The following is a 24,007-nucleotide window of genomic DNA, read 5'->3' as shown; positions in this document are numbered from 1 at the left end:
TGCCCTCGAAATCGGCGTCGTAGCCGACCGCGTGCGGGATTTGCTTGAGGATCAGGATCAGGCCGATGGCGGCCAGCATGCCCTTGATCACGGCCGAGGGGAAGTAGGCGCCGATGACCCCGGCCTGGAGAAAGCCCAGGAGCAGTTGCAGCCCGCCGGCGAGGACGACGCTCAGCAAAAAGACTTGGAAGCTGCCCAGCTTGTCGATGGCGTTGAACACGATCACGGTGAGCCCCGCGGCCGGGCCGCTGACGCTCAGTTGCGAGCCGCTGGCCCAGGCGACCACCACGCCGCCGACGATGCCCGCGATGATGCCGGCGAACAGCGGGGCGCCCGAGGCGAGTGCGATCCCCAGGCACAGCGGCAGGGCGACCAGGAAGACGACGACGCCCGCCGGAATGTCGTTCCGCAGATGACTGACATAGTAATTGATGTGTTTGCGTACCATAAAATTAATACCCGCTTAATAAGGTTGCATGGCTCGCCGAGCCATGTGGATGCCTTTCCAAAAAAGCTCGTTAACGTTCTTATTCGATAAATCGGATATAAGTCCTTGTATTAAAATCCGATTTGACGATCGAGCTTTGGCCTAGGGGCCGCCGGACGAAGCATTAATCTATAACAGGTATCGAATCGACACAAACAATTTCCTTAACCGGAATTTTCGATTTCACTCAAGGACTGGATCTTGTTGTTTGGAATTTTTCGGATAAGTCGGCATATGCCGAAGGGCCGGTTGCAGCATTGATCCGCGCAACCCACGCTGTCACAGCGGTGCTGCTGGTACTCGTAATCATGCTAGGCACCAGTCCTCCCAAGAGGATCAAGGCGATCAGCAGGATTGCCAGCCCCGATTCGCGCGGACGCAAATCGGAAGCGGTGCGTACAGCCGTTAGTTTAACAGGCCCCCAGAACGCCCGCTGAAAGAAGCCGAGGAAATAGGCCGCACCTAGAATCACTCCCAATAACACAGCGAGACCGGTACCCACGTGAGCTTGGAATGCGCCGATAATGATCAGATGCTCCGCGGCGAAACCATTGGTGCCGGGCACGCCCATCGCGGCGATTCCGAAAAGAAAGAAGAAGGTCGTGAGCAAAGGCATCGATCGGGCTAACCCGCCCAAATTGGCAAGTTCGGTCGAGCCCAGGCGATGATGGAGAAACCCGGCCAGCAGGAATATGCCGCCGGATACGGTCGCAAAGTTGATCAACTGAAACAGGGCACCCTGAACCCCCTGTGGGTTCAGGGTGGCAAGGCCGATGACCACGAAGCCCGCGTGACTGATGCTGGCGTAGGCAAGCAAGCGGCGGAGATTGGTTTGCTTCAGTGCGATCAGCGCGCCGTACAAAACCCCGACGGTGCCCAAGGCCGTCAAGATCCAGATGTATTCGCCGGCTGCATCGGGAACCAAGGGAATGGCGAATCGCATCATGCCGTAAAGTCCGAGCTTGAGCCCGGTAATCAGGGCCGAAACGCCCGCAGGCCCTTCCATTGCAACCGTCGGCAGCCAGGTGTGAAACGGAAACAGAGGCGCTTTGACGGCGAAGCCCAGGAATAGAAGCAGAAACACCGCGGTGCGCAGCTCTTCGGAAACCGGCACGTGGAGCAGCGTCAGATAGTCGAAGGAAAGTCCGCGCGGCGCAGAGCTCCCCATTTGCTCGGCATGGTTCAGCGCCAAGAGGATGATTCCGAACAACAGGGGAACACCGCCCGCCAGCATGAAAAGCGTGTACTTGCTGGCGGCATAACGTCGTTGCGGCCCGATTCCCCACAAACTCACCAGGAAAAAGATGGGAATGAGCGTAAGCTCCCAGAATAGAAAGAACAGTGCCAGATCGAGAGCGCAGAACACGCCCAGCGTGGCGCTTTCCAGAAGGAGTGTGAGCGCGAGATAGAGCCTTACCTGAGTTTGGACCTGTGTCCAGGTCGCCGCGATCACAGCAAAGGTCAAAAGCGCCGTGAGAAGCGGAAACAGAATCGACAGACCGTCAAGGCCGACGACGTATGAAATGTTGAGGCTCGGTATCCAGACGACTCGCTCGATCAGTTGCATTCTCGCCGAGCTGAAGTCGAAAAGACCGAGCAGGGACAAGGACAAGAGCAGTTCCGCGAGAGACACCGCTAGTCCGAACCGACGGGAGGATGCCGGATCTCGAAAAAAAAACAACAAACCGGCCGCGGCCAGCGGAAGAAATATCAGAATGGTCAGAATCGGAAAATCGGCGGTCATCACTTTGTCTCCGGGCGGCGTAAGCCGACGATTAAACCTGGAAACGGCAGTTGGACGCATCCGAGTGTGCGGTTGGCGGGTCGGCCGGCAAGCCTGTCCTGAGCCCCGTCGAAAGGGCGCGACGGCGCCGTCAGGCGGCCCGATAGCCGTGCAATCGAGTGCGTAGCGGCCTCACCCAAGCGGTGAAGCGGATAAGAGGTATAGCAGTTGAGATTCAACGAGCTTTTCTGGTGCATCGAAGCGGTTAATTGCCGTTGTTAGGTTAAATAATTCAAAGTCACTGTTTCTTCTGTTCCAAACGCTCGAAGCGTTGAGCCAATTCACTTACGGATTCGTTGACCATCTGAACCCAAGGCTCGGTGTAAAAACCGACACCCAACAAAACAGCGCAGACGACGCCGTTAAGCGTCACCTCGGGAACGGTGAGCCTGGTTTTCTGGCGATGTAACGCCGATTTTTTGCGCTGGGCCAGGAAGGCGCGCTGGAAGGCCCATAACAGAAATGCCGCGGCCAGGACGTTGCCTGTGGCTACGGCAATCGTGACTCCCCAGTCATGAGCTTCGATTGATCCCTCCAGAAGAAGATGGGCAGCGTCGAAACCGGGAGTCCCTGGCATCGCCATGGTGCTCAATGCGGAGACCAGGAACGTGATACCCAATAGCGGCATGAGATCGAACAGTCCTCCGAGACGTGGCAGCAGGGAGCTTCCGGCGCGACGAAACATCAAGCCGGTGGCAAATAGCAGCCCGCTAGCCGCGATGCTGAAATTCACCGACAGCAGCAAGCTGCCCGCGAACCCCTCCGAGTTCAGGCAGAATACGCCTACCACCAGCATGCCGGTATGGCTGACCGCCGCGAAGGCCAAGAGCCGCCTCAGATTCAACTGCATCAGCGCCATCAGCGCACCGTAGAACATGCCCGCCAACGCCAGAACGATAACAGCCGGCTTCAGGGTTTGGACCGCATCAGGCAATAGCGGCAGCACGAAGCGCAATAATCCGTAGATACCGACTTTCGCTCCGATCACAAATACGCCTATGGTGGCCAGGGTTCCATGTTGAGAAACCTGGGGCAACCAGGCATGAAAAGGAAATTGCGCCATCCGTACGGCCAAGCCGTAAAAGAGAAGTACGAAAGCCGCGGATTGGGCCGCAGGGGAAACCGGCGTTTCGAGCAGGTTTCCGAGCGCGAAAGTCCATTCACCGGCGGCTCGGGCGTGATTCCACCCTAAGATCAAAATGCCGAGAAATAGCATCAGCAAGCCGGTGAACATGAATTGGGTATAAAGCCGGGTCGTTTTGGGAGCTTCCGCGGAAGCGGTACTCCACCGGAGCAGGATGAACGAAACCGGTACGAGTTCGAGACAGCTCAGTAACCAAAACTGGAGCAGATCGACGGTGAAGAAAAGCGCCGTGAGCACGGCCTGGAAACCGAACAGACTGGCGACGTACAGCCCTGGCGACCGACGTTCCGGCGTAATTTCCCCATACAGCATTAACAGAAAGCTCAACAGCGACGTGACGAACACGAACAGTATGCTGAGGCCATCGACACCAAGGTGATAATGAAGGAACGGCAGCAGCGCAAAGTCTTCGGTGAACTGCAAGTGAGTGGCGCTCGAATCGAAGGCTATCAACAGATAAACCGTTAGAGCGAGTTCGAGGCCGGAGCCGGCTAGCCCGATAAAAAACGAACGCTGCTGCGACTGGGCGAAATAAGCGGCGCCCATTGCAATCAACGGCAGAAAGATCATCGTGCTGAGGATAGGAAAGGCGGATTGCGTCGCCCAGTTGATTTCACCGACCATAGGGTTCTCACACAGTTGCTAGCAGGGTGAAAAGGACGAAAAGAATCAGATAGCGCGGTTGAGCCAGAATGGATTCCAGGCGGTTGAACCGCATGCCGAGACGGCGTCCCAGGGTCACGAGGTCCATACCCAAACCTTGTAAGACCAGGCGCTCTTCGAACCAGTGGAATGCGGAAGCGAAAAGATCGGTCACGATTCCGAGCACACCGCCGACCCGGCGTTCATTGGCGCCATAACCGGCGCCGAGCCGATGTTCCTCCCGCTCGGCCAACGCAGACAGTCCCCGCATGGCGGGCGCGGGTAGTCCGACGATTTCTTCCACGACACGGCGGTCGAAAACGTTCAAATCGGCGGCGAAGCGAGCTATTGGCTTGACGAGGGCTTGATGGCCGAAATGTTCCAGCCAAAAACGCTGTAACGAGGCCGTGTAGAGCCAGCGAGAACGACCCGCGAACTCCGGAACGGGCCGGGTCGGCTGACCGAAAATGCGATGCATTAGTGCCGGCGCGGCCAGGAATTGGTAGCCGCGTAACATCGTATGAGCAGCTAGATGCCAAGCCGCCAATTGCCACCAGCCGAGGCCACAAGCCAAAAACATCAGGCCGACCTGTGCGGTGGTGGAGAAAATCAGTGCGGACTTGACGTCGGTTTGCGTCAATCCGCATGCGAAACCATAAAGAGCCGTCACCAGACCCATGGCCGCCATGATGCCCATGGCGGCTGGCGCCGCTTCGAAGACCGGTTGCAGCCGCAACACCAGGAAAACACCCGCATGAATCATCACGGCGCCGTAAAAGATGGCACTGGATGGTGTTGGTCCTTCCATGGCGCGAGCGACCCAGGGCGCCAGAGGCACTTGGGCCGACTTGGCGGCGGCCGCCAGCAGGAAGCAGATAGCCATCAGACCGGCTTGGAGACCATCGAGACCTGCGGCACCTCGGGTAATCTGAGGCCATTCGACGCCGCCGGTCCAAGCGAAAGCCAAGAAAATCCCCAAGGTGAAACCGGCATCGCCGATCCGGTTGGTTACGAAGGCGTAGGTTGCGTTGGCGGAGGCCACCGGCCGGTCATAGGCGTAGGCGATGAGTAGATAAGAGCACACCCCGGCCAATTCCCAGCCGATAAAGGTAAAAACGGCGTTGCCGGCCAACACCAGCAACTGCATGGCGCCGGCGAAAAGAGACAGGACGAGAAAAAAACGATGGAAGCCGGCTTCGCGGTGCATGTAATTCACCGAAAATCTGGCAACCATCAGCGAAAACAATGCGAACAGAGATGACAATGCCAGGGCGAGACTAGTCAGTGCAAAGCTGACGTTGACGAGATAATCGCCACTAGCCAGCCAGGTGCCCAGAACGAGCTGATCCGGGATGAGGTCCACGTGACGGCACCAAAAGACCGCGATCGACACGACAAAAGACACTAGGGTTGCGCCGACTGCGATGGCTGCGGTAGAGCGCTCTCCCGCTTCTCCAGTGATAAATCCCGATATGATGCCAATGCCGATGGTCAAGGCCGCTAAAATCGGCAATCCCGGGATCAGTGTTACCAACCAATCAAGCATAAGAAATCCCCGAAGACTTTTGTTGAATCAATGCCGGCGGCAGTGGTCCCGCGTGTCCGGCATACCAGTCGGGGGAACGCTCGACGATAGGCAAGGGACGAAGCTCCCGATTCCACACCACAAAACCGGCGCCCGGCGTGAACATGGAAATTTCTCCGGTATCCGGATCGATAGCGGACAGAAGCACCCAGCCGTTCCCGATCAGTTCCTGCAATGAGGGCTGACGCTCGTAAATCGCGGTTAAAACTTCCGTTTTGTGCTCCACGACGATTTGCAGCCGCATCGCCTCGTGGATTTCGATCATCTGCCGGGGAAGCCCGGTTCGAAGATCGCTGGCCGCACCCTCCATAACGCCGAAAAGTCCGGTGACGTTATGGGGCACTTTGGTGCCGCAGCCGAAACGCTCGTTGTTCACGGTGGAAAAGTAATACTCGAGGTTGATGCCGGCACCAACGGGGCCCACCGCCAACAATACGCTTTCGAGAACATTGCCGAGGGGGTCCTGAGTCGGATCGTAAGAGATCAGAAATACCCGGCGGTCGAAAAAGCTTCCCTGACTGAAAGAGCGCCTCCCGACGAAGGCGGCGGCATTGGTGGCATGCCCGAGTTCAGGGCGCGCTTGGCTAAAGTCGGTGGCACGCTCGGCGATATGGGCGAGCGCCGTGTCCGGAGTCGGATTGCGCGGAGCGGAGGCAAGTCGCCGGCAACGCTCATGGGCCGAGAGGCGCCTTGCGGCATCCAGATCGTTCTTGAGCTTGCCGAATGCGAGGCGCGAGACTGGAGGGAGATCCGTCAGGTCGAACCAGAGGATGTCTTCATTGCAGGTATTGTGTTCCGCACCGACGAACCAGGTGTCAGCCGGAATGCTTATACCTTTTTCGGCGAGCAACCCGCGCACTTCCGGTCGGTTGGCCATGGCAGCAAAAGCGCGGGCATTGGGTCCTCCGTGGCGTCCGCTGCACGCACCGCAGTCGTAAGCGGCGAGATGCGGATTGTTTTGGCTGATTGATCCGTGTCCCATCAGGACCACCAGCGGAGCAAAGCCATAGGTCAAACCGGTGGCGCGCAAAAATGCCGCAACGCGATCGGCTTGTTCCGAGTCGGTAAAGCCGAGGCGGGGATTTTCCGGGGTCGCGGGAGCACTACCACTTGCCGCGGTAATAAATAACTCGGTGGCTACCTCGGGAACGAGCAGGGCATCCGCTCGTTGAGCAAGAGCGGTTTGCCGGGCGGGGAAAAACACTTTGCCGATCAGCGCCAGAAACACGCCGGGCGAAAGCAGGCCGATCAAAAACTGAGAAGAAACGAGATTCCGGCGGATTTCCTGGTTGAATATCGCGCCGATTCGATGACGAAGGGCTCGGCGCCGATCATGTTTGGTGCACAAATCGTCCTGGCCCTGGCGGGGGACTTCGCGCACCTCGTGTGCCGGCGTGACGACCACGGGACAGAGCGGCGTGACCTTGTCATCGTCGAGAGCGCGCCAGTTGATCGGCACACCGAAAAAGCCGGCGGCGCCCAAGGTTTCGATGCGCGGGTTCAATTCCTCTAGGTGGCGTCGAATGCCTTCCTCGCGGTCGTCGATACAGAAGACCACTTGGGCGTCCGGGCGATCGTCACGCTTCGCCCAGCGGCCCCGGCCACGATTATTGGCGAGGGCATTGAACAGTTCCTCTCGATAACGCCGCTCATAGGCGGAGAGCCAAAGATAACCGCGCTGTGACGGAGATAAATCATCCAGCGCGGCGAGGAGGATTTCACAGGTCTGCAAAGACAGGGCGCGAACGTCATGGCTCGAGAGGCCCAAATGCTGAGCCAGACGGAACAAGCGCCAGCCGCTGTTGTAGATGGTCAGCCGTTGAGTTTTTTCCGCTAGCGCGCTGTGCTTCCAGGTAGAAATCATATCCGCTACCGACCACCAGCGCTCTCGATCGAAGTTTCCCGGGCTGGATTCGGCTACCAACTGCTGCGCGCAGTCCGCCAGATACTCGGGCAGACGGCCCTGGCACAGAGCATGACGCACCAGGAATTCGGACGGATTCCGTTCGAAATAGGCGCGCAGCGACGGCAAGGTGCCGGCTATGCCCCAGATTTCGCGGCATAGTCCTTCGATTGCCAAACGATCCAGAACCAGTCGGATGGCCAGATAATCCATGAGCGAGGCGGGCGCTTCCCGGTTGGCCTCGTAATCGGGATGGTGCTGCCGCCAATTGATGATGCCCGACCAGCCGGGGAGTTCCAGGGCGAGCCGTTCCAAATAGGTTTCCCAGCGATTCTCCGGGAGTCCGATCCGAATCAGTTCGGCATGCACGGCGTCGACCGCCTGTTCCGGTAAAGCCGACACGGTTTCCCTCCAATCCGGAAAATCGCAGAGACCCAGCGATAGATCGTAGGACGCCGAACGGCGCCATGTCGAGTACAGTCCTTCCCGACGATCGGCTGCATGCCAGGCGGCCAGTCCTTCGTCCAAATGGGAGGCGCTGAAGCGGATCAGTATCGGACGGACGATGTCGAGCACGTCCCGGCCCGTCAACGCGGCGAGCAGTCCGCGCAATGAGATGCCGCGGCCGACGTCGGCGAAGGCGGATTCCGTGAGTGCGCGAGCCTCTGTTCTCATCTTTTGGCGGGCAAGGGTAGTGCTTGCCGCCGCATCGTTCGACGACCGGTTGGTGTGATTCAATAAGTTCTCCGCTTGCCGAACGGTGAGATCGGTCAGATCTTCGGGGTGCAGGGCTGCCTGCTCCAGTCCGAGGACCGTCAGTCCGGCATCCCACAAGTCGCGGATCAAGCCGGCTTCCTGGAGCGCCTCTGCATTTCCCGTTATTCGCTTGACGGAGTCCATGAGGCGATGGCGCGCTTCGGGGGGAATATCGCTTTGAAACCGGTCGATCGCCGCCATTTCTTCGATTTGCCAGTTCAATTGGCTCGGCGTTACCGCGTCCACGCCATAAACCATGGCGATGCGATAGACGTCCCGGCGCAGAATCTCTCGATCGCCGATTCGCAGCAGTGCCTCTTCGCCTCCAAGTTCCGGCATTTCGGCAAAGGCGGCAGCGAGATCTTCATCGAGAATGCGGCCTTGGGCATAGAACTTCCGGAACTCTTCCTCGGGCAGGTAGCCTCGGACGCCGGTCAGTCGCTCGACGGATTCCAGGGCCTCTTGAAACGGAAGATGCTGATAACCGTGCAGCGTATTGTGGTGCACGAAATTCAGAATAGGCGCTTGTCCCGGCAACACATGATCGAGGTGGCAGACCGCTTCTTGCAGCCGCCGGCGAACGTCGGGCTTCGAACCTTTCGATTGGGGCGATAGCACGCTGGCCTCCTTAGAAGTTCTTGTGGCTGAAGATCATGCTGAGTTCATTGACGGAAGCGTTCATCAGCTCCACGATGGGGCCCGGCACGAGCCCCAGAGCCATGATGCCGACCGCCAACGTTCCCGCCGCTATCAGTTCGTGGCTGTGCAGATCGCGGACATTCTGCATTTCCGGGCGCATCGGACCGGTGAACAACCGGGCGGCGGTTCGGATGGCGTAGGATGCGCCGATGAGTACCCCTAGACTCGCAAACACCATGACCCAGCCGAAACTCTGAAAGCCCCCGATGATGGCGTGAAGTTCCGCCACGAATCCGGCCGAGCCGGGCAGTCCCATGGACGCGAGAAGCGCTAGGGTGGTGAAGAAGGCGAAGCGTGGAGTCACTTGGACCAGTGAGCTGTAGTCCGAAATTTCCCGGGTGTGAGTGCGTTCGTACAACAGTCCGATCAAGAGAAACAGCGCCCCGGCAATGAGGCCATGGGCGGTCATCTGCAAGACGGCTCCCAGCAATCCGGCTTCATTGAGCGCCGCTATGCCGAGCAGCACGACGCCCATGTGACTGATCGACGAATAGGCGATCATCGCCTTGAGATCGGTTTGCCGCCACGCCAGCAAGGCGCCGTAGACGATGCTGACCAAGGCGATGCCGGCCAGCACGGATTGAAGCGCCGAAGCGGCCTCAGGCAGCATGCCGGTCGCTTTGAGCAAGCCATAGGCGCCCATCTTGAGAAGCGCACCCGACAGTAGAATACTCACCGGACTCGGCGCTTCAACGTGGGCGAGCGGCAACCAGCCGTGGATGGGGAAAACCGGCATTTTTACGCCGAAGCCGATCAAGAACCCCAGAAAAATCCAGATCTGCTGCTCCCGGGGCAAGCTCCGCGCGGTAGCCAGCATGGATTCCATCGTGGTGGAGTGTTCGGACGATGCGGTGAAAATCATTAATAGGCTGACCAGCATGAACACCGATCCGCCCATCGTGTACAGGACGAAATTGAGGCTCGCCGTATGTTTGCGCTTGCCGCCCCATTGGTCGATGAGAAAAAAGAGCGGTATCAGCGTCAGTTCCCAAAATACGTAGAACAAAGCCCAATCCTGAGCAAGAAAGACGCCGATCATCCCGAATTCGAGGGCGAGAAGCCAGAAATGATATCCCTTGACTCGCGTATTCACGCTTTCCGAGGCCAGCATCGCCACAAGACAGAGCAGAGCCGACAACACGACCATGGGCAGGGAAAAACCATCGACGCCGAGAGCGTAGTAACTCCCCAGTTCGGCGTTCCAGGGCAGGCTTTCCGGAAATTGAATCGCCGATGAAGACGTATCGAAATGAAACAAAAGCCAAACGGTCAACATCAGTACGACCACCGACGAGGTTATCGCGGTAGCCCGAATGGAGCGGATTTGCTGCGCCGGCAGAGCCAAAATGGCTAATGCACCGACGACCGGTGTCCAAAGGATCTGACTGAGGATATACATGATCAAACGCTCGTTTTGGCTGGCTGAGGGCCGAGTCTTGTGGTTCGATCAGCCGCGTGCCAGGAACGGTTAGTTGTTTTGGGTCGACACTATAAATGAAAATTTCAGTGGAGGTAAGCTTAACATGCGATATTCATGCAAATGGTCGCTTGATTGAAATGTCATCTAGGCCGCAACTGACCGGCAAGGCGCCGCAGCCGGAGCTTTTGCGGGGTTGCGGCGGGTTCGGCCTTGCTCTAAATTGTCCTATTCGCAAGAATCTTGCCGAATATAATCCCCCAATTTGCGCTCAATATGACATCGACCAAAACCCGCTTCGCTCCCAGCCCGACCGGACTCATGCACCTCGGTAACGCACGCACGGCGCTGTTCAGTGCGTTATTTGGAGATCGTTTTCTGCTTCGCATCGAGGATACCGATAGCGAGCGGAGCCGCAGCGAATTTGTCGATGAACTGATAAGCGATTTGCATTGGATGGGTTTGAATTGGGACGAAGGTCCCGAAACCGCCGAGCCGGATGAACGATACTTTCAATCCTGCCGCGGAGCCATTTATCAGCGGTATTATGAGGAACTGGAACAACAGGGTAGAGCGTATTTCTGCTTCTGTTCGCCGAGGGAACTGGAAATTTCCCGCAAGATTCAGTTGAGCTCCGGGCAGCCGCCGCGTTACACGGGCAAGTGTGCGCACCTGAGCGCGGCGGAGGTGAGTCGCAAATTCGAGGAAGGACTTCAGCCGACCTTGCGCTTCCGGGTACCGAAGAACGAAACGGTGGAATTCGAGGATCTCGTTCGCGGGCCGCAGAAATTCGCGACCGACGATATCGGCGACTTCATCATCCGCCGCGCCGACGGGAGTGCGGCGTTTTTCTTCTGCAACGCGATCGACGATGCGCTGATGGGCGTCACGCACGTGCTCCGGGGCGAAGACCATCTCGCCAATACGCCCCGGCAAATGCTGATTCTTGCGGCGCTCGATCTGCCGATACCCCAATATGCCCATATTTCGCTGATTTTGGGCGACGACGGAGCGCCGCTGTCCAAGCGCAACGGCAGCCGCAGCCTGAATCAATTGCGCGAAGAGGGCTATTTTCCGGCGGCCCTGTTGAACATGCTGGCCCGGCTGGGCCATCACTATGAGAGCGATGAGATTATGGATTTCCAAGCGCTCAAGGCGCGTTTCGATTTGTCGCACCTCGGCAAATCGCCGGCACGGTTCGACGTTGCTCATCTGGATCACTGGCAGCAATTGGCGGTGCGTTCGGCTGACGACGATACGCTCAGGGGATGGCTGCGCAGGGAGACCGGCGCCATCGTGCCCGACGAGCATCTCGTGGCGTTCATCGAGATCGTGCGCAGCAACTGCGTTTTCCCGGAGCAGGCCGACCGGTGGGCGCGCATTCTGTTTACGGATGAATTGCAGCTCGACCCGGAAGCCGCCGAAGCCGCGAAGCAAGCCGGAGAGTCCTATTATCTCTCGGCCATCGATGCGGCCAATGCGGCTCAGGCCGAGTTCGACATATTCATGCGCGAGCTGAAAGCCAGGACCGGAGCGAAGGGCAAGGCCCTCTTCATGCCGCTACGCGCCGCATTGACCGGGCGTCTGGACGGACCGGAGCTCGGAACGATTTATCGCCTGCTGGACCCGCACCGCCTGCATCGCCGCTTGGCCGAATTCACCTACGAGTCCGAATGATGCTGAAGATCCACAATAGCCTGACCGGGCGCAAGGAAGTCTTTACCCCCATCGAACCGGGCAAGGTCCGGCTCTACGTGTGCGGCATGACCGTATACGACTACTGCCATCTGGGGCATGCCCGCGTCATGGTCGTATTCGACATGGCGGTGCGCTATTTGCGGCATCTTGGGTTTAAGGTTATTTATGTCCGGAATATCACGGATATCGACGACAAGATCATTAAGCGGGCCAACGAAAACGGCGAGTCCATTTCGGCGCTGACCGCGAGGTTCATCGATGCGATGCACGAAGACGAGCGGGCGCTGGGCGTGCTTCCGCCCGATATCGAACCGAGGGCGACGCAATCCATAGAAGACATGCTGGCCATGATTCAGGCCTTGATCGACCGTGGCTATGCCTATGTCGGCGACAACGGCGATGTCTTCTACGCCGTGTCCAAATTCGAGGGTTACGGCCGTTTGTCGGGCAAGAACATCGAAGATCTCCGCGCCGGCGAGCGGGTGGAGGTCGAGGACGCCAAGCGCGATCCCTTGGATTTCGTTCTGTGGAAAATGGCGAAGCCGGGAGAGCCGGCCTGGGATTCGCCTTGGGGCAGGGGACGTCCCGGCTGGCACATCGAATGCTCCGCCATGTCCACCCGTTGTCTCGGGCATCATTTCGACATCCACGGCGGCGGCATGGATTTGCAGTTCCCGCACCATGAAAACGAAATCGCGCAAGCCGAAGGGGCAACCGGCGAAAAGTTCGTGAACCTGTGGATGCACAATGGATTCGTGCGGGTGAACGAGGAGAAAATGTCCAAGTCCCTGGGCAATTTCTTTACGGTACGCGAAGTTCTGGCCCGGTATCGTCCCGAGGTCGTGCGGTTCTTCATTCTCAATAGCCACTACCGCAGTCCGCTCAATTACTCCGATGAAAATCTCGACGATGCCAATGCCGCGCTGACGAGGCTTTATACCGCCTTGCGCGGACTCCGCTGCGATCTGCCGGTTTCCGAGGGAGAGGGCAGGAGCAAGGACTTCATCGCCCGTTTCGAAGAGGCGATGAGCGACGATTTCAATACCCCGGAAGCGATTGCTGTGCTGTTTGATCTGGCGCGTGAGATCAATCGGGGGCGGAATTCGAATGTAGAGGAAGCGGAAACTTTAGCGCGAACCTTAAAGCAACTCGGTGGACTTCTTGGCCTGTTGCAGACAGATCCGGAAGAGTTTTTCAAATCGGGAGTTGGAGCAGTGAGGCTCGGTGTTACCGTTGGCGCTCAGCTCGATGCGATGCTTATTTGGAGTGACGAACGCATCGAGCAAAAAATTCAAGAGCGCTTAGACGCCCGCAAGAACAAAGACTGGGCCACCGCCGACCGCATTCGGAATGAACTCAAGGAGCAGGGCATTGTGCTGGAAGATACGGCTGGCGGTACCACCTGGCGGCGAATTTGACTTGAACCGACTGGCTGCTTGAGGCTATATCCGAAGGAGGGTGTTTCGTCGGTCCGGATATAAGGCGGGGAAAAGCATAATCCGTTGAAAGAGACGGACAGGCGGTTTGGATCGGAAATTCCAAGGGAGGAGTCGTGAAACTTGAAGCCGACAAGATGAGGACTATCGGAATTCGCGCAGGATTCCTTTTGGCGATTATTGCCATGGGAATCGTTGCTTTTCGGTCTTCCGGAGGCGCGTATGAGTCCGAAGGGCAACCGTTTTCAGTGGAAGTCATCGCCCAACAGGAAGACGTGGTCTGGGGTTTCGATTTTTTGCCCGACGGACGGATCGTATTCACGGAACGAGACGGACAGCTGCGCATCCTCGATCCGAGTACCAGATCGGTGCAAACCGTTCAGGGGGCGCCGGCCGTGGTTCAGGCCGGACAAGGCGGACTGCTGGACGTGAGGGTTCATCCCGAGTTCGACAAGAACGGCTGGATTTATCTGACCTATTCGGAAAAAGCGACCCACGGAATGACCACGGCCCTAGGCCGCGGCCGGCTGGAAGGAACGGAGCTGAAGGATTACCGGAAGCTTTTCAGTGCCTTCGAGCCGAATGGAAATAACATTCACTTCGGCTCCCGCATCGAGTTCGATGGGGCCGGCAAGCTCTTCATCTCGGTTGGCGATCGCAACGAGCGGCATAATGCGCAAGACTTGCGCTACCACAACGGCAAGATCCTGCGTCTGAACGAGGACGGCAGCGCGCCCGTCGACAATCCGTTCGCGAATAATCCCGACGCCAAGCCGGAGATTTGGAGCTACGGTCACCGCAATCCGCAAGGCCTGGTGAAGCATCCGATTACCGGCGAGTTATGGGAGAGCGAGTTCGGTCCGCGCGGCGGCGACGAAATCAATTTGATCCGTCCGGGAGCGAACTACGGCTGGCCCGTAATCACGTATGGACGCGAGTATTGGGGACCGAAAATCGGCGAAGGCACCGAAAAAGCCGGTATGGAACAGCCTGTGGCGTATTATGTGCCGTCCATTTCCCCGTCCGGAATCGCTTTCTATTTCGGCGACGCCTTCCCGAGATGGAAGGGCAATCTGTTCGTGGCCAATTTGAGCGGTCAGCACCTTCGCCGACTGGTGATAGACGACAACAATAGGATCGTGAAGCAGGAGGAACTGCTGAATGACCTTGGCGTTAACTTTCGCCATGTAAGAACGGGACCGGAAGGGTTTCTTTATTTTTCGACCGACGACGGAAAAATCGCCCGCTTGGTGCCAAATCTCTAATTTAGTCCGCTATTTGTCGCGGAAAGGCAAACTGAGTATCGTTCAATTTCGATGAGACTATGAAACTACAGAGTTCTGAGGATTTGTCATTCGGTGACTTCGACCCAGGCCCCGGACCGTACGACGCCTTTCGGTTTTGTCCCCGGTGCGGCGGTGAGCATTTGAGCGTTCAGGAGCAGCGCGCGATAAGATGCGGCCGCTGCGGGTTCTTGTACTTCTTCAACACGTGCACGGCTGCGGGCGCGTTCGTTTTTCACCAGGATCAGCTCATTCTATGTGTGCGTGCCAAGGACCCGGCGAAAGGCAAGCTGGACCTTCCCGGCGGGTTCATCGAATTCAACGAAACCGTGGAAGATGCGTTACAGCGAGAAATCGGAGAAGAGTTGAACATCCAAACGACCAATTACCGCTATCTCGCCAGCGCGCCGAATGATTACCTATACGGCGGCGTACTTTACAAAGTAACGGATATGTTTTTCCTTTGCGATGCGCCGCAGATCGACACGCTCAGGGCAGCGGACGATGTAGCGGATTATCGGCTGGTATCGCCTGACGAAATCGAGCCCGAAGAATTGGCATTCAACTCGACCAGACTGGCGCTCGTAAAGCTTCGGGCGTGGCTGGATCAGAACTGAAAACTATTAGAGCATTTTCCGGTTTGGTGTAGCGCTAGTAGGTCGGCAATCCTCTGCCGACACCTTCGTCGGCAAAGGATTGCCGACCTACCACTGAAAACCGTTAACCTGCGGTCTCCGGATTGCGGTAGGTTTGCCAGATCAGCCGGAACGACGAAGTCAATTCGATTCCGGAACTGCTGCCCCACGCATCCAGCTCGTTCATGCCGAACCATCGGCACTCGTCTATTTCGCTGGGATCGGGTTGCAGAGCGCCGGAATGAACGACCCGATAAACCTGAATGAATTCCCACCCGGTTTGCGCTGAGGCGGGCAGCTTGAACAAGAATCGAAGAGGCGAGCGGCTCGCGATTCCGAGCTCTTCGCCCAATTCCCGCATCGCGCAGTCATCGTAGCTTTCGCCCCAGTCGACGTGCCCGGCGGCGGACGTGTCCCAGAGTCCGGGATTGATGTCCTTGGTCCGCGAACGCTTTTGCAGAAGTATTTCCTCGAGATCGTTGAAAACCAGGATGTGCACGGCCCGATGCCGCAGTCCGAGCTCATGGACTTCGCCGCGCACACGCGGGCCGACAACGCGATCGTGCTCGTCGACTTCATAAAGTAGTTCGTCGTTCATAGAAAGTCACATGTCGGTTTTGCCGTGAATGCCGCGACGGATTCACGGCGGCAGCGATATGAGATGGACCATGGAACGCTATCGCGCCGAGGCTGGAACCGCCGCGACGGCATTCCGGCCGGACTCGTAAACTTCCCATCCGCCGCCGAGCGCCTTATAGACTGCGATCAGACTGGTTGCAGTGGCGGTCTGGCTTTGGGCCAGCAGTTCCTGATCCAAGAGCAAGCGGCGTTCGGCGTCCAGCACGGTGAGGAAATCCGTAATGCCGTCCTCGAAACGAAGATGCGCGAGCTGATGAGCGCGCTCGCTGGAGGTCGCGGCCGAAGCCAGCAGCCCGCGGCGGGCGCGCTGCCGATTGTAACTCACCAATGCATTTTCGGTTTCCTCGAGCGCCGTGAGTACGGTTTGCTCATAATTTGCGAGGGTGGCATCCGCGCTGGCGTCCGCCGCCCTGATGCGGGCACGGACGCGCCCGAGATCCAGGAACGCCCACGAAATCCGTGGCCCCGCCGAGAAAGCCTCCGTACCGGACGCGCCGAGGCCCGACAGAGTTCGGGATTCCAAGGCGATCGTGCCGTTGAAGGTCACTCGTGGAAAAAGATCGGCCGTAGCGACGCCGATCCGGGCGGTAGCCGCGGCCAAATTGCGTTCGGCAACGCGAATATCGGGGCGGCGGCGCATCAGATCGGCCGGCGCCCCGATATGGATCGTTTCCGGAATCTTGGGCATCGGGGCCGGTTCTGACAGGCGCGCGGAGAGCGTGTCAGGAAGCTGGCCGATCAGCACGCCGAGGCGATGGATGTTTTCGCGAATCCGGGTTTGAATCGGCGGAATCGTTGCCAGCGTGGAGTCCAATTGGGCCTTGGCGCGCGAGGTGTCCAGCTCCGTGCCGCGTCCGGCTTCCAGTCTGGCTTGAGTCAATTCCAAGGTCGCGGCCTGGTTGTCGGCGTTTTTTTGAGCGACGTCCAGTTGATTCTGCAGACCGCGCAACTCGAAGTAGTTAAGCGCTACCTCCGAAATGACGCTGACCAGCAGGTCGCGCAGATCGGCCTCCGCGGCATCCACCTCGGCATCACGCGCCTCGACGCTACGCCGTATCCTGCCGAAGAAGTCCACTTCCCAAAAAGCGTCGAAACCGACATTGAAGAGCTCGAGCTCGCGCGGCGCGAAGGTCCGGCGGTTCATGGCGTCGAAACTTCGCTTTTGCGTCGTGTAATTGGCGTGGCTCGTAATGGTCGGCAAGAGATCCAGCCCGGCTTCCAGGTAAAGGGCGCGCGCAACGCGGAGATTCGCCTCTGCCGCCTTCAGATCACGGTTGTTGCTCACTGCTCGGTCGATGAGGTCCGACAGAACCGGATCGTCGAACTGCTTCCACCAAGCCACTTCGATGCCGTCGCGTTTGAACTCGGGAAGCACGGCGTTGGCGAACTGCGCTCCGGGCGCCGCGTCCGGTTTCGTGTAGTCGGGACCGACTGCACAGGCGGAAAGAAGCGCAGCGATCATGATCGGGACGACATTGCGCGCGGACGCGCCCGAAAAACGATCGCGCCTTTCAAATCGCTCGGACTGGACGGAAGAGCAAGGTATAGACATATTTTTTTTGCGAAATTAGGGACTGTTATTCGGCGTGGAGTGAGTCTTGGTATCGGTAGGTTCGGGCGATGGCCGCTGACGGCGCTCGACCAGTCTCCGCATGACGACATAGAACACTGGAGTCAGCAACAGACCGAAGAACGTGACTCCCAGCATGCCGCTGAAGACGGCGGTGCCGAGTATCCGCCGTGATTCGGCACCGGCGCCGCTGGAAATGACCAGCGGGAATACGCCGAGAATGAAGGCGAAGGAGGTCATCAAAATGGGCCGAAGGCGGAGGCGCGCGGCTTCGATGGCGGCTTGATAGCGGTCCCTGCCCTTATCTTGAAGATTACGGGCGAACTCGACGATCAGGATCGCATTCTTGCTGGCCAATCCGACCAGAACGATAAAGCCAACCTGAGTGAAGATATTGTTGTCCATGCCGCGGAGCGATACGCCGGCCATAGAGCTCAAGAGGCACATGGGCACGATGAGAATGACGGCGAAGGGCAACGACCAGCTCTCGTACTGCGCAGCCAGGGCAAGAAACACGAAGATCACGCTCAGCGGAAATATGATCATGGCGGTATTGCCCGCGAGAATCTGCTGAAGGCTGAGTTCGGTCCATTCGTAGCCCATGGTGAGCGGGAGCTCTTGATTCACCACCTTTTCCATCAAGGCGATGGCTTGGCCCGAACTGACGCCGGGCAAGGTGCTGCCGTTGATTTCCGCCGACGGATACATGTTGTAGTGCGCCACCTTGTCCGGACCCACCGTTTCGCGAATATCGACCAGGGTACCCAGCGGAACCATATCGCCGTTCCGGTTGCGGGTCTTGAGATTGGCGATATCCGAAGGCCTCAGTCTGAACTGCGAATCGGCCTGCGCCGTGACCTGGTAAGTTCTGCCGAACCGGTTGAAATCGTTGACGTACAGCGAGCCGAGATAAATTTGGAGCGTGTCGAAGACGCTGCCCAAAGGAACATCATACGACTTGGCCTGAGTCCGGTTTACGTCCACGTAGACTTGCGGCACGCTGGACCGGAATGTCGTAAATAAGCCGACTAATCCGGGTTGCTGGTTGCCCTTGGCAACGACTTCGCTCGCGATACGTTGCAATTCGTCCGGGCCGACGTTGGCGCGGTCCTGGATTTGCAGCTTGAAGCCGCCCACCGAACTGAGGCCGCGAACCGGCGGAGGAGAGAATACCGCGATATGAGCGTCCTCTATCCCCGAGAGATTCTGGCGCAGCTTGTTTATGATCGCTTCCGCGGAAAGTTCCGGATGGCCGGCGCGGTCGTCGAACGGGGCGAGACGGGCGAACATGGTGCCGGCGTTGGACTGGCTGGCTCCGGCCAGCACCGAATATCCAGCGTATGCGTTGACATGCGAGATGCCCTCGGTTTTCAGGATGATGTCCGTGGCGCGCTTGATCACCGCGTCGGTACGTTCCAGCGAGGCGGCATCGGGGAGCTGTGCGTACAGAATGAGATAGCCTTGATCCTGTTGAGGGATGAACCCGGTCGGCACCTTGGAGAAAGCCAGAAAATTGAGTCCGTTGAGCACGACATAGAGCACCAGAACCACACTTGTGATGCGGATCAGTCGGCCGACCAGTCGTGAATAGCCCTCGCTGAAGGCGCCGAAAATCCGGTTGAAGCCGCGGAAAAACCAGCCGAAGAGCCGGTCGAACAGGCGCGTGAACCAATCTTTGTCACCGTGGGCCCGGTCCAGAAGCAGGGCGCAGAGAGCCGGACTCAAGGTGAGCGAGTTGAATGTGGAAATGACCGTGGACACCGAAATGGTCAGGGCGAACTGCTTGTAGAAAGCCCCGGACACGCCGGTAATGAAGGCCGTCGGTACGAACACCGCAACCAACACCAATGAGGTTGCGATGATGGGACCGACGACTTCTTCCATGGCGCGCCGGGTCGCTTCCCGTGCCCTGAGGCCGAGTGCGATGTTCCGTTCGACGTTCTCGACCACGACGATGGCGTCGTCTACCACGATACCGATGGCGAGAACCAGTCCGAACAAGGAAAGCGTGTTCAGCGAGAGTCCCATGGCCGCCATGACCGCGAAGGTGCCGATGAGCGACACCGGTACCGCCAGGAGCGGGATGATGGTGGCCCGCCAATTCTGTAGGAATATCAGTACGACGACGACGACCAGCAGAATGGCTTCGAAGAGGGTCTCTACGACGGCAGCGATGGATTGGGTGACGAACACCACGGTGTCATAGACGAGCAGGTAATCGAGCCCCTCCGGAAAGCGCTGCTTGAGCTTCTCCATGGCTTCCACTACCGCTTTCTTGGTCTCGATCGCGTTGGATCCCGGCAGTTGGAAAATAGCCACGCCTACCGTTGCTTTCCCGTCGAGGTTGAGCGACGAACTGTAATCTTTGGCTCCCAGTTCGATCCGTGCTACGTCCTTGAGTCGTGTCACCTGGCCGTCTTTTCCGGTCTTGATGATGATGTCGCCGAACTGGCTTTCATCCGTCAGCCGGCCCATGGTGGTAACGGTAAGCTGAAATTCGATTCCTCCCGGCGTAGGCGGTTGCCCGACGACACCGGCTGCCACTTGGATGTTCTGCTCGCGTATAGCGTGTACCACGTCGGTGGATGTCAGATTGCGGGCGGCTACCTTTTCCGGGTCCAGCCAGATCCGCATGCTGTATTCGCGGCCGCCGAACAGCACGATGTCGCCTACGCCGGGCAGGCGAGCCAGCACATCCCGGATTTGCAGCAGCGCGTAATTGCTGAGATACACGCTGTCGTAGCGCCCGTCGGGGGAAATCAGGTTCACCACCAGGCTCAAGTCCGGACTGCGTTTGCGCACGGTGATGCCTTGCCGGCGCACTTCTTCAGGCAGCCTCGGCTCGGCCAAAGCCACACGGTTCTGGACCAGCACCTGCGATTTGTCGAGATCGGTGCCCGGTTTGAACGTGATGGTCAACTGCATCACGCCGTCGTTGGTGGACTGGGACGACATGTACAGCATGTCCTCGACGCCGTTGACCTCCTGTTCGATGGGAGTCGCCACCGTTTCGGCCAGCACTTTCGCATTGGCGCCCGGATAGGTCGCGCGCACGACGACGTTGGGCGGTGCGATCTCGGGGTATTGGGCGATGGGCAGCGCAAGCGACGCCAGCCCTCCGACGAGAACGATGAGAATCGAAAGAACCGACGCGAAGATAGGGCGGTCGATGAAAAAGTGAGTAAATCTCGTCATGGCCGGACGTCGTGTCTCCGATTAAGTACCGTCGGTCTCTGAAAGCGTGACTCGCTCCGCCTCAATTTTGGTGCCGGGACGTATTTTTTGAATGCCTTCGATGATTACCCACTCGCCAGGCTGCAAACCTTCCGATATCACCCGCATCTGGCCGGCGGCAGTGCCCGGTACGATCCGACGGTATTCGGCCGAGCCATCGTCTTTCGCGATCCAGACGAACTTCTGGCCTTGATCGGTGCCGATGGCTCTGTCGGGAACCAGAAGGCCTTGATAAGGTGGGCTTCCGGGCACGCGAAGCCGAGCGAAGAATCCGGGGCTCAGGAGTTCGTTGGGATTGCTGAAAACGCCTCGGGCGCGCAAGGTGCCGGTGCTCGGATCCATGCGCGGTTCGATGTAATCGATGTAACCCTGATGAGGAAATTCGGACTCGTCGAGCAGCGCCAATTTCGCTGGAATTCGAGTTTCGCGAGCGCTCGTCCGTTTCCCGGCTTCGGCCAAGCGCCTGTATTTAAGGACCGCCCGTTCGTCTGCGTCGACATAAACGTAAACCGGATCGATGGATACAATGATCGTCAGCAAAGTCCCGCCGCCGCCGCCGCCGCTGACCAAGTTGCCCGGGGTGACAAGCTCGCGTGCGATTCGCCCGCCGATAGGCGCTCGCACCTCGGTGAATTCCAGGTTCAACCTGGCTGTCTGAGCAGCCGCCTCGGCCGCACGAACGGCGGCGATGGCTTCACGCTGACCCTTGCTGCGGGCGTCGTATTCTTCTTCGGAAATGGCCTTGGCCCGTCTTAGATGCTCCGCCCGCTGCAAGTCGTTTTTGGCAAGTTCGAGCCGAGCCTTGGCCCGTTCGAGTTCTCCCTCCGCCCGGTTCAGCTCGGCCCGATAAGGTCTCGGATCGATGACAAACAATAAATCGCCCTTTTTTACCTTGTCGCCAGCCTTGAAGTTCACTCTGTCCAGATAGCCGTCGACTCTCGCACGGACTTCCACGGTTTCCATCGCTTCTATGCGTCCGGTGTACTCGTCCCATTCCAAGACTTCCTTTTGTAGCGGTTGGGCGACTTTGACTTTCACCGGCGGCATTTGACTCTCGGCCGCTTGGTTTTCCGAGCGGTTGCTACAGCCGAAGAGCTGTACGATCAGCGCTGCGCAAAGGAGGAGCCACAGCGCGATGCGGCGAAAAGTAGTGCGGGGAGAAGTTCGGTATGACGAACGGCATGCTCTAGCGGCAGCAAACGAAACTAGCATAAGTTTGGCGTATTAAGCGGGAGCGATCGGGAGTAGCGACACGGCACGAAAAGAAAGGGTAAGATATCGTTTCATTATTCTCGCTAAACTGGACGACTGTGTCCATCTATTAAAGTGAAAAGTAACGATAATGAATCGAATAGGCCGACCTAGGAAGGGTGAATCTGCCATCCGCCGTGATCAACTTCTGGATCATGCACTTCGGCTATTTGTAGAGCGAGGCTACGGCAATGTAAGCCTGGAAACTATCGCCCGCGAGGCTCGCGTGTCTCTCCGTACCATTTATCGATACTTTGGCGGTAAGGCAGATTTATTCGGAGCGGTCATTCGCCACTATAGCGATCTGTTGGTGGCGACGTTGCCGTTAGACCAAGCCTTGGCCAAACCGTTGGAGGAAACACTGATCGTGTTCGGAAAGCATTTTCTTTTTCGGCTTTCCCGTCCGGAAATCATTCGCTTGCGTGCGCAATTGATAGCCGAGGCGCATCAGTTTCCGGAGCTTGCAGCGGAGTTTTATGAGCAGGGACCGCAGCGGACGCTGGATCGGCTCGAGAAGTTTTTCGGCATGCATCAGCAAGTAGGTCATGTGATCGCCATGGATCCGGCATTTTTAGCCGGACAGTTTGTCAACGCACTCCGCGGCGAGCGCTTCCAGCGACAACAACTAGGCTTGGAGAGCGCTCCTACCGAAGATGAGGTCGAGCATTGGACAGAACAAGTGGTGAAATTATTCCTGCGGGGCTGTTTAAACAGAACGGACGCAGGTTGATCGGCCGAGACAATGCGGTACAGCTCCGCTTATCGAGCTGGGGGCGCTTTTCATACTGTTCATTGCTTGGTGAATGGAGCAAAAAATAAAGCTGCCTTTTCAAGCAGCTTAGAGAGGAGGTAGGTAATGGGATTCGATGTCAAAAATAGGCGCGATAGTGGTCAGTTTTGATGCTCGTCTTGCTATATTCCGCCATCGCGTACACTTTAAGAAGCTTCATCGCGTTTTGTTCGCCGTACCATTGCCCGGTCATCGGGTCTTGCCATTCGATTCGATAACTTTCGCTGCCGGATTGCCTTCGCCGTTTCCAGCCGCATCCCCAGAGCATGAAGACGGTTAGAAAGCGTTCCAGAAAAACTCTTAGCGATGTTTTCATGAGTGTCCCTCACTGCGATGATGGTGAAGCCAACTTCTGAGTGGTCACGGTCACTCCGCGTTTTGGAAATGCCTTTGCCAGTAGAAAATCACGCTTATTCATCTTTAAGCAGAATTCATGCCATTGATCGAGGGCGTTAATTCGCTCGAAAATTCATCAAAATGATGGTCGAAATTTCGATTTCTTTCCCGAGAGGTGCAAATCGAAAAGATATTGCACCAAGATGTGGCTTTTTCAGCGGTTTGAGGCGATTCTAATGTTGCGGTCCCGCCGTTTAGGGAAGCGCGTTGACATGGCAACAGCAGGATTAAAGAATTTGGGATACTTTAATGAGTCATGCTAGATCAGTTTGTTGTGATAAGGGGTCAGCTTGACGGCACAGGGGTGAGCATCGTGAGAAATGCAATTATCTTCGGCGGATTTTCGTTGGTGGTTTCTTCTGTAGGTTGGGCTGGCGACGACCCACGGTATCCGGCCTATGATTTCGAGCCCAAAGTGATCATTTCGGCGCCCGAAGGGGCAACGGGTGATTCATCGAAAGCAGAAATTCCGGAGCCGGATCCGAGATACCCAGCGGCTTACTTCGAACCGAAAGTGATCATACCGGCGTCCGAAGAGGCGGAAAAAAAAGTTCCGGAGGAGAGCCCGCAACCGGATCCTCGATATCCAGCCTATCACTTTGAGCCGAAAGTCATTTATCAGGAGAAATAGGCGACCGATAAAAGACCGAGACTCGGCG

The 24,007-nt window shown here is 57.7% G+C and carries 17 protein-coding genes; 6 read left to right on the top strand and 11 right to left on the bottom strand.

What is annotated here, in order from left to right; all coding sequences use genetic code 11:
- The 6 genes from B2A78_RS08920 to B2A78_RS08895 all read right to left on the bottom strand — a co-directional run.
- The coding region (locus tag B2A78_RS08920; protein ID WP_139840990.1) for a SulP family inorganic anion transporter at positions 1 to 448 on the bottom strand (448 nt) is incomplete at its 3' end.
- Positions 449 to 674: 226 nt separating this feature from the next.
- Complete coding sequence (locus tag B2A78_RS08915) at positions 675 to 2,231, bottom strand: NADH-quinone oxidoreductase subunit M (protein WP_077729634.1); 1,557 nt, start codon at positions 2,229 to 2,231, stop codon at positions 675 to 677.
- A gap of 277 nt (positions 2,232 to 2,508) precedes the next feature.
- Positions 2,509 to 4,038, bottom strand: coding sequence for an NADH-quinone oxidoreductase subunit M (locus B2A78_RS08910; protein WP_077729633.1), 1,530 nt, complete (start codon positions 4,036 to 4,038; stop codon positions 2,509 to 2,511).
- Positions 4,039 to 4,045: 7 nt separating this feature from the next.
- Complete coding sequence (locus B2A78_RS08905) at positions 4,046 to 5,602, bottom strand: proton-conducting transporter membrane subunit (protein ID WP_077729632.1); 1,557 nt, start codon at positions 5,600 to 5,602, stop codon at positions 4,046 to 4,048.
- Positions 5,595 to 8,918: a DUF2309 domain-containing protein gene (locus B2A78_RS08900; protein WP_077729631.1), complete on the bottom strand. Its 3,324-nt coding sequence runs from the start codon at positions 8,916 to 8,918 to the stop codon at positions 5,595 to 5,597. Before B2A78_RS08900 ends, B2A78_RS08905 begins: the two co-directional genes overlap by 8 nt.
- A gap of 10 nt (positions 8,919 to 8,928) precedes the next feature.
- Entirely contained in the window at positions 8,929 to 10,398 is a 1,470-nt protein-coding gene (locus B2A78_RS08895) for an NADH-quinone oxidoreductase subunit M (RefSeq protein WP_077729630.1), read from the bottom strand.
- A 294-nt stretch (positions 10,399 to 10,692) separates the two neighbouring features.
- On the opposite strand from B2A78_RS08895, the gene gltX reads away from it, so the two are divergent.
- The 4 genes from gltX (at position 10,693) to B2A78_RS08875 (ending at position 15,450) form a co-directional block, all read left to right on the top strand.
- On the top strand, positions 10,693 to 12,093 hold the full coding sequence (gene gltX / locus B2A78_RS08890) for a glutamate--tRNA ligase (protein WP_077729629.1): 1,401 nt from the start codon (positions 10,693 to 10,695) through the stop codon (positions 12,091 to 12,093).
- A complete protein-coding gene (gene cysS / locus B2A78_RS08885; protein WP_077729628.1) occupies positions 12,093 to 13,532 on the top strand; it encodes a cysteine--tRNA ligase in 1,440 nt (479 codons plus the stop codon). The genes gltX and cysS overlap by 1 nt, the downstream gene beginning before the upstream one ends.
- 134 nt (positions 13,533 to 13,666) lie before the next feature.
- Complete coding sequence (locus tag B2A78_RS08880; RefSeq protein WP_077729627.1) at positions 13,667 to 14,815, top strand: PQQ-dependent sugar dehydrogenase; 1,149 nt, start codon at positions 13,667 to 13,669, stop codon at positions 14,813 to 14,815.
- Positions 14,816 to 14,874: 59 nt separating this feature from the next.
- On the top strand, positions 14,875 to 15,450 hold the full coding sequence (locus B2A78_RS08875) for an NUDIX domain-containing protein (protein WP_077729626.1): 576 nt from the start codon (positions 14,875 to 14,877) through the stop codon (positions 15,448 to 15,450).
- Positions 15,451 to 15,553: 103 nt separating this feature from the next.
- Here the strand turns inward: B2A78_RS08875 and B2A78_RS08870 are convergent, their stop codons facing one another.
- From B2A78_RS08870 to B2A78_RS08855, 4 genes are all read right to left on the bottom strand, one after another.
- Positions 15,554 to 16,066 (bottom strand): NUDIX domain-containing protein, encoded by a 513-nt coding sequence (locus B2A78_RS08870; RefSeq protein WP_077729625.1) that lies wholly within the window; start codon positions 16,064 to 16,066, stop codon positions 15,554 to 15,556.
- 78 nt (positions 16,067 to 16,144) lie between these two features.
- Positions 16,145 to 17,569, bottom strand: a complete 1,425-nt coding sequence (locus tag B2A78_RS08865) for an efflux transporter outer membrane subunit (protein WP_086133155.1) — start codon at positions 17,567 to 17,569, stop codon at positions 16,145 to 16,147.
- Positions 17,570 to 17,674: 105 nt separating this feature from the next.
- A complete protein-coding gene (locus B2A78_RS08860; RefSeq protein WP_077729623.1) occupies positions 17,675 to 20,872 on the bottom strand; it encodes a multidrug efflux RND transporter permease subunit in 3,198 nt (1,065 codons plus the stop codon).
- Positions 20,873 to 20,893: 21 nt separating this feature from the next.
- Positions 20,894 to 21,958, bottom strand: coding sequence for an efflux RND transporter periplasmic adaptor subunit (locus tag B2A78_RS08855; RefSeq protein WP_346425838.1), 1,065 nt, complete (start codon positions 21,956 to 21,958; stop codon positions 20,894 to 20,896).
- A 295-nt stretch (positions 21,959 to 22,253) separates the two neighbouring features.
- Here B2A78_RS08855 and B2A78_RS08850 point away from each other — a divergent pair, with 295 nt between their 5' ends.
- On the top strand, positions 22,254 to 22,892 hold the full coding sequence (locus tag B2A78_RS08850) for a TetR/AcrR family transcriptional regulator (RefSeq protein WP_077729621.1): 639 nt from the start codon (positions 22,254 to 22,256) through the stop codon (positions 22,890 to 22,892).
- Positions 22,893 to 23,031: 139 nt separating this feature from the next.
- Here B2A78_RS08850 and B2A78_RS08845 read toward each other — a convergent pair whose 3' ends face one another.
- Complete coding sequence (locus B2A78_RS08845) at positions 23,032 to 23,268, bottom strand: hypothetical protein (RefSeq protein ID WP_077729620.1); 237 nt, start codon at positions 23,266 to 23,268, stop codon at positions 23,032 to 23,034.
- 336 nt (positions 23,269 to 23,604) lie between these two features.
- On the opposite strand from B2A78_RS08845, the gene B2A78_RS26285 reads away from it, so the two are divergent.
- Entirely contained in the window at positions 23,605 to 23,979 is a 375-nt protein-coding gene (locus B2A78_RS26285; RefSeq protein ID WP_205780714.1) for a hypothetical protein, read from the top strand.
- Positions 23,980 to 24,007: the final 28 nt, after the last annotated feature.

Origin of the sequence: Methylocaldum sp. 14B (assembly GCF_002005105.1) — a bacterium.
In the GTDB taxonomy this organism is placed as follows: Bacteria; Pseudomonadota; Gammaproteobacteria; order Methylococcales; family Methylococcaceae; genus Methylocaldum.
This window is presented reverse-complemented; position numbering and strand designations above follow the sequence as displayed.

Bases quoted from the DNA above. Each gene is read 5' to 3' on its own strand.
- cysS (WP_077729628.1), top strand. From the start codon at position 12,093: ATGCTGAAGATCCACAATAGCCTGACCGGGCGCAAGGAAGTCTTTACC.
- B2A78_RS08915 (WP_077729634.1), bottom strand. From the start codon at position 2,231: ATGACCGCCGATTTTCCGATTCTGACCATTCTGATATTTCTTCCGCTG.
- B2A78_RS08875 (WP_077729626.1), top strand. From the start codon at position 14,875: ATGAAACTACAGAGTTCTGAGGATTTGTCATTCGGTGACTTCGACCCA.
- B2A78_RS08860 (WP_077729623.1), bottom strand. From the start codon at position 20,872: ATGACGAGATTTACTCACTTTTTCATCGACCGCCCTATCTTCGCGTCG.
- B2A78_RS08895 (WP_077729630.1), bottom strand. From the start codon at position 10,398: ATGTATATCCTCAGTCAGATCCTTTGGACACCGGTCGTCGGTGCATTA.
- B2A78_RS08845 (WP_077729620.1), bottom strand. From the start codon at position 23,268: ATGAAAACATCGCTAAGAGTTTTTCTGGAACGCTTTCTAACCGTCTTC.
- B2A78_RS08850 (WP_077729621.1), top strand. From the start codon at position 22,254: ATGAATCGAATAGGCCGACCTAGGAAGGGTGAATCTGCCATCCGCCGT.
- B2A78_RS08910 (WP_077729633.1), bottom strand. From the start codon at position 4,038: ATGGTCGGTGAAATCAACTGGGCGACGCAATCCGCCTTTCCTATCCTC.
- gltX (WP_077729629.1), top strand. From the start codon at position 10,693: ATGACATCGACCAAAACCCGCTTCGCTCCCAGCCCGACCGGACTCATG.
- B2A78_RS08870 (WP_077729625.1), bottom strand. From the start codon at position 16,066: ATGAACGACGAACTACTTTATGAAGTCGACGAGCACGATCGCGTTGTC.
- B2A78_RS08855 (WP_346425838.1), bottom strand. From the start codon at position 21,958: ATGCCGCCGGTGAAAGTCAAAGTCGCCCAACCGCTACAAAAGGAAGTC.
- B2A78_RS08905 (WP_077729632.1), bottom strand. From the start codon at position 5,602: ATGCTTGATTGGTTGGTAACACTGATCCCGGGATTGCCGATTTTAGCG.
- B2A78_RS08865 (WP_086133155.1), bottom strand. From the start codon at position 17,569: ATGATCGCTGCGCTTCTTTCCGCCTGTGCAGTCGGTCCCGACTACACG.
- B2A78_RS26285 (WP_205780714.1), top strand. From the start codon at position 23,605: ATGCTAGATCAGTTTGTTGTGATAAGGGGTCAGCTTGACGGCACAGGG.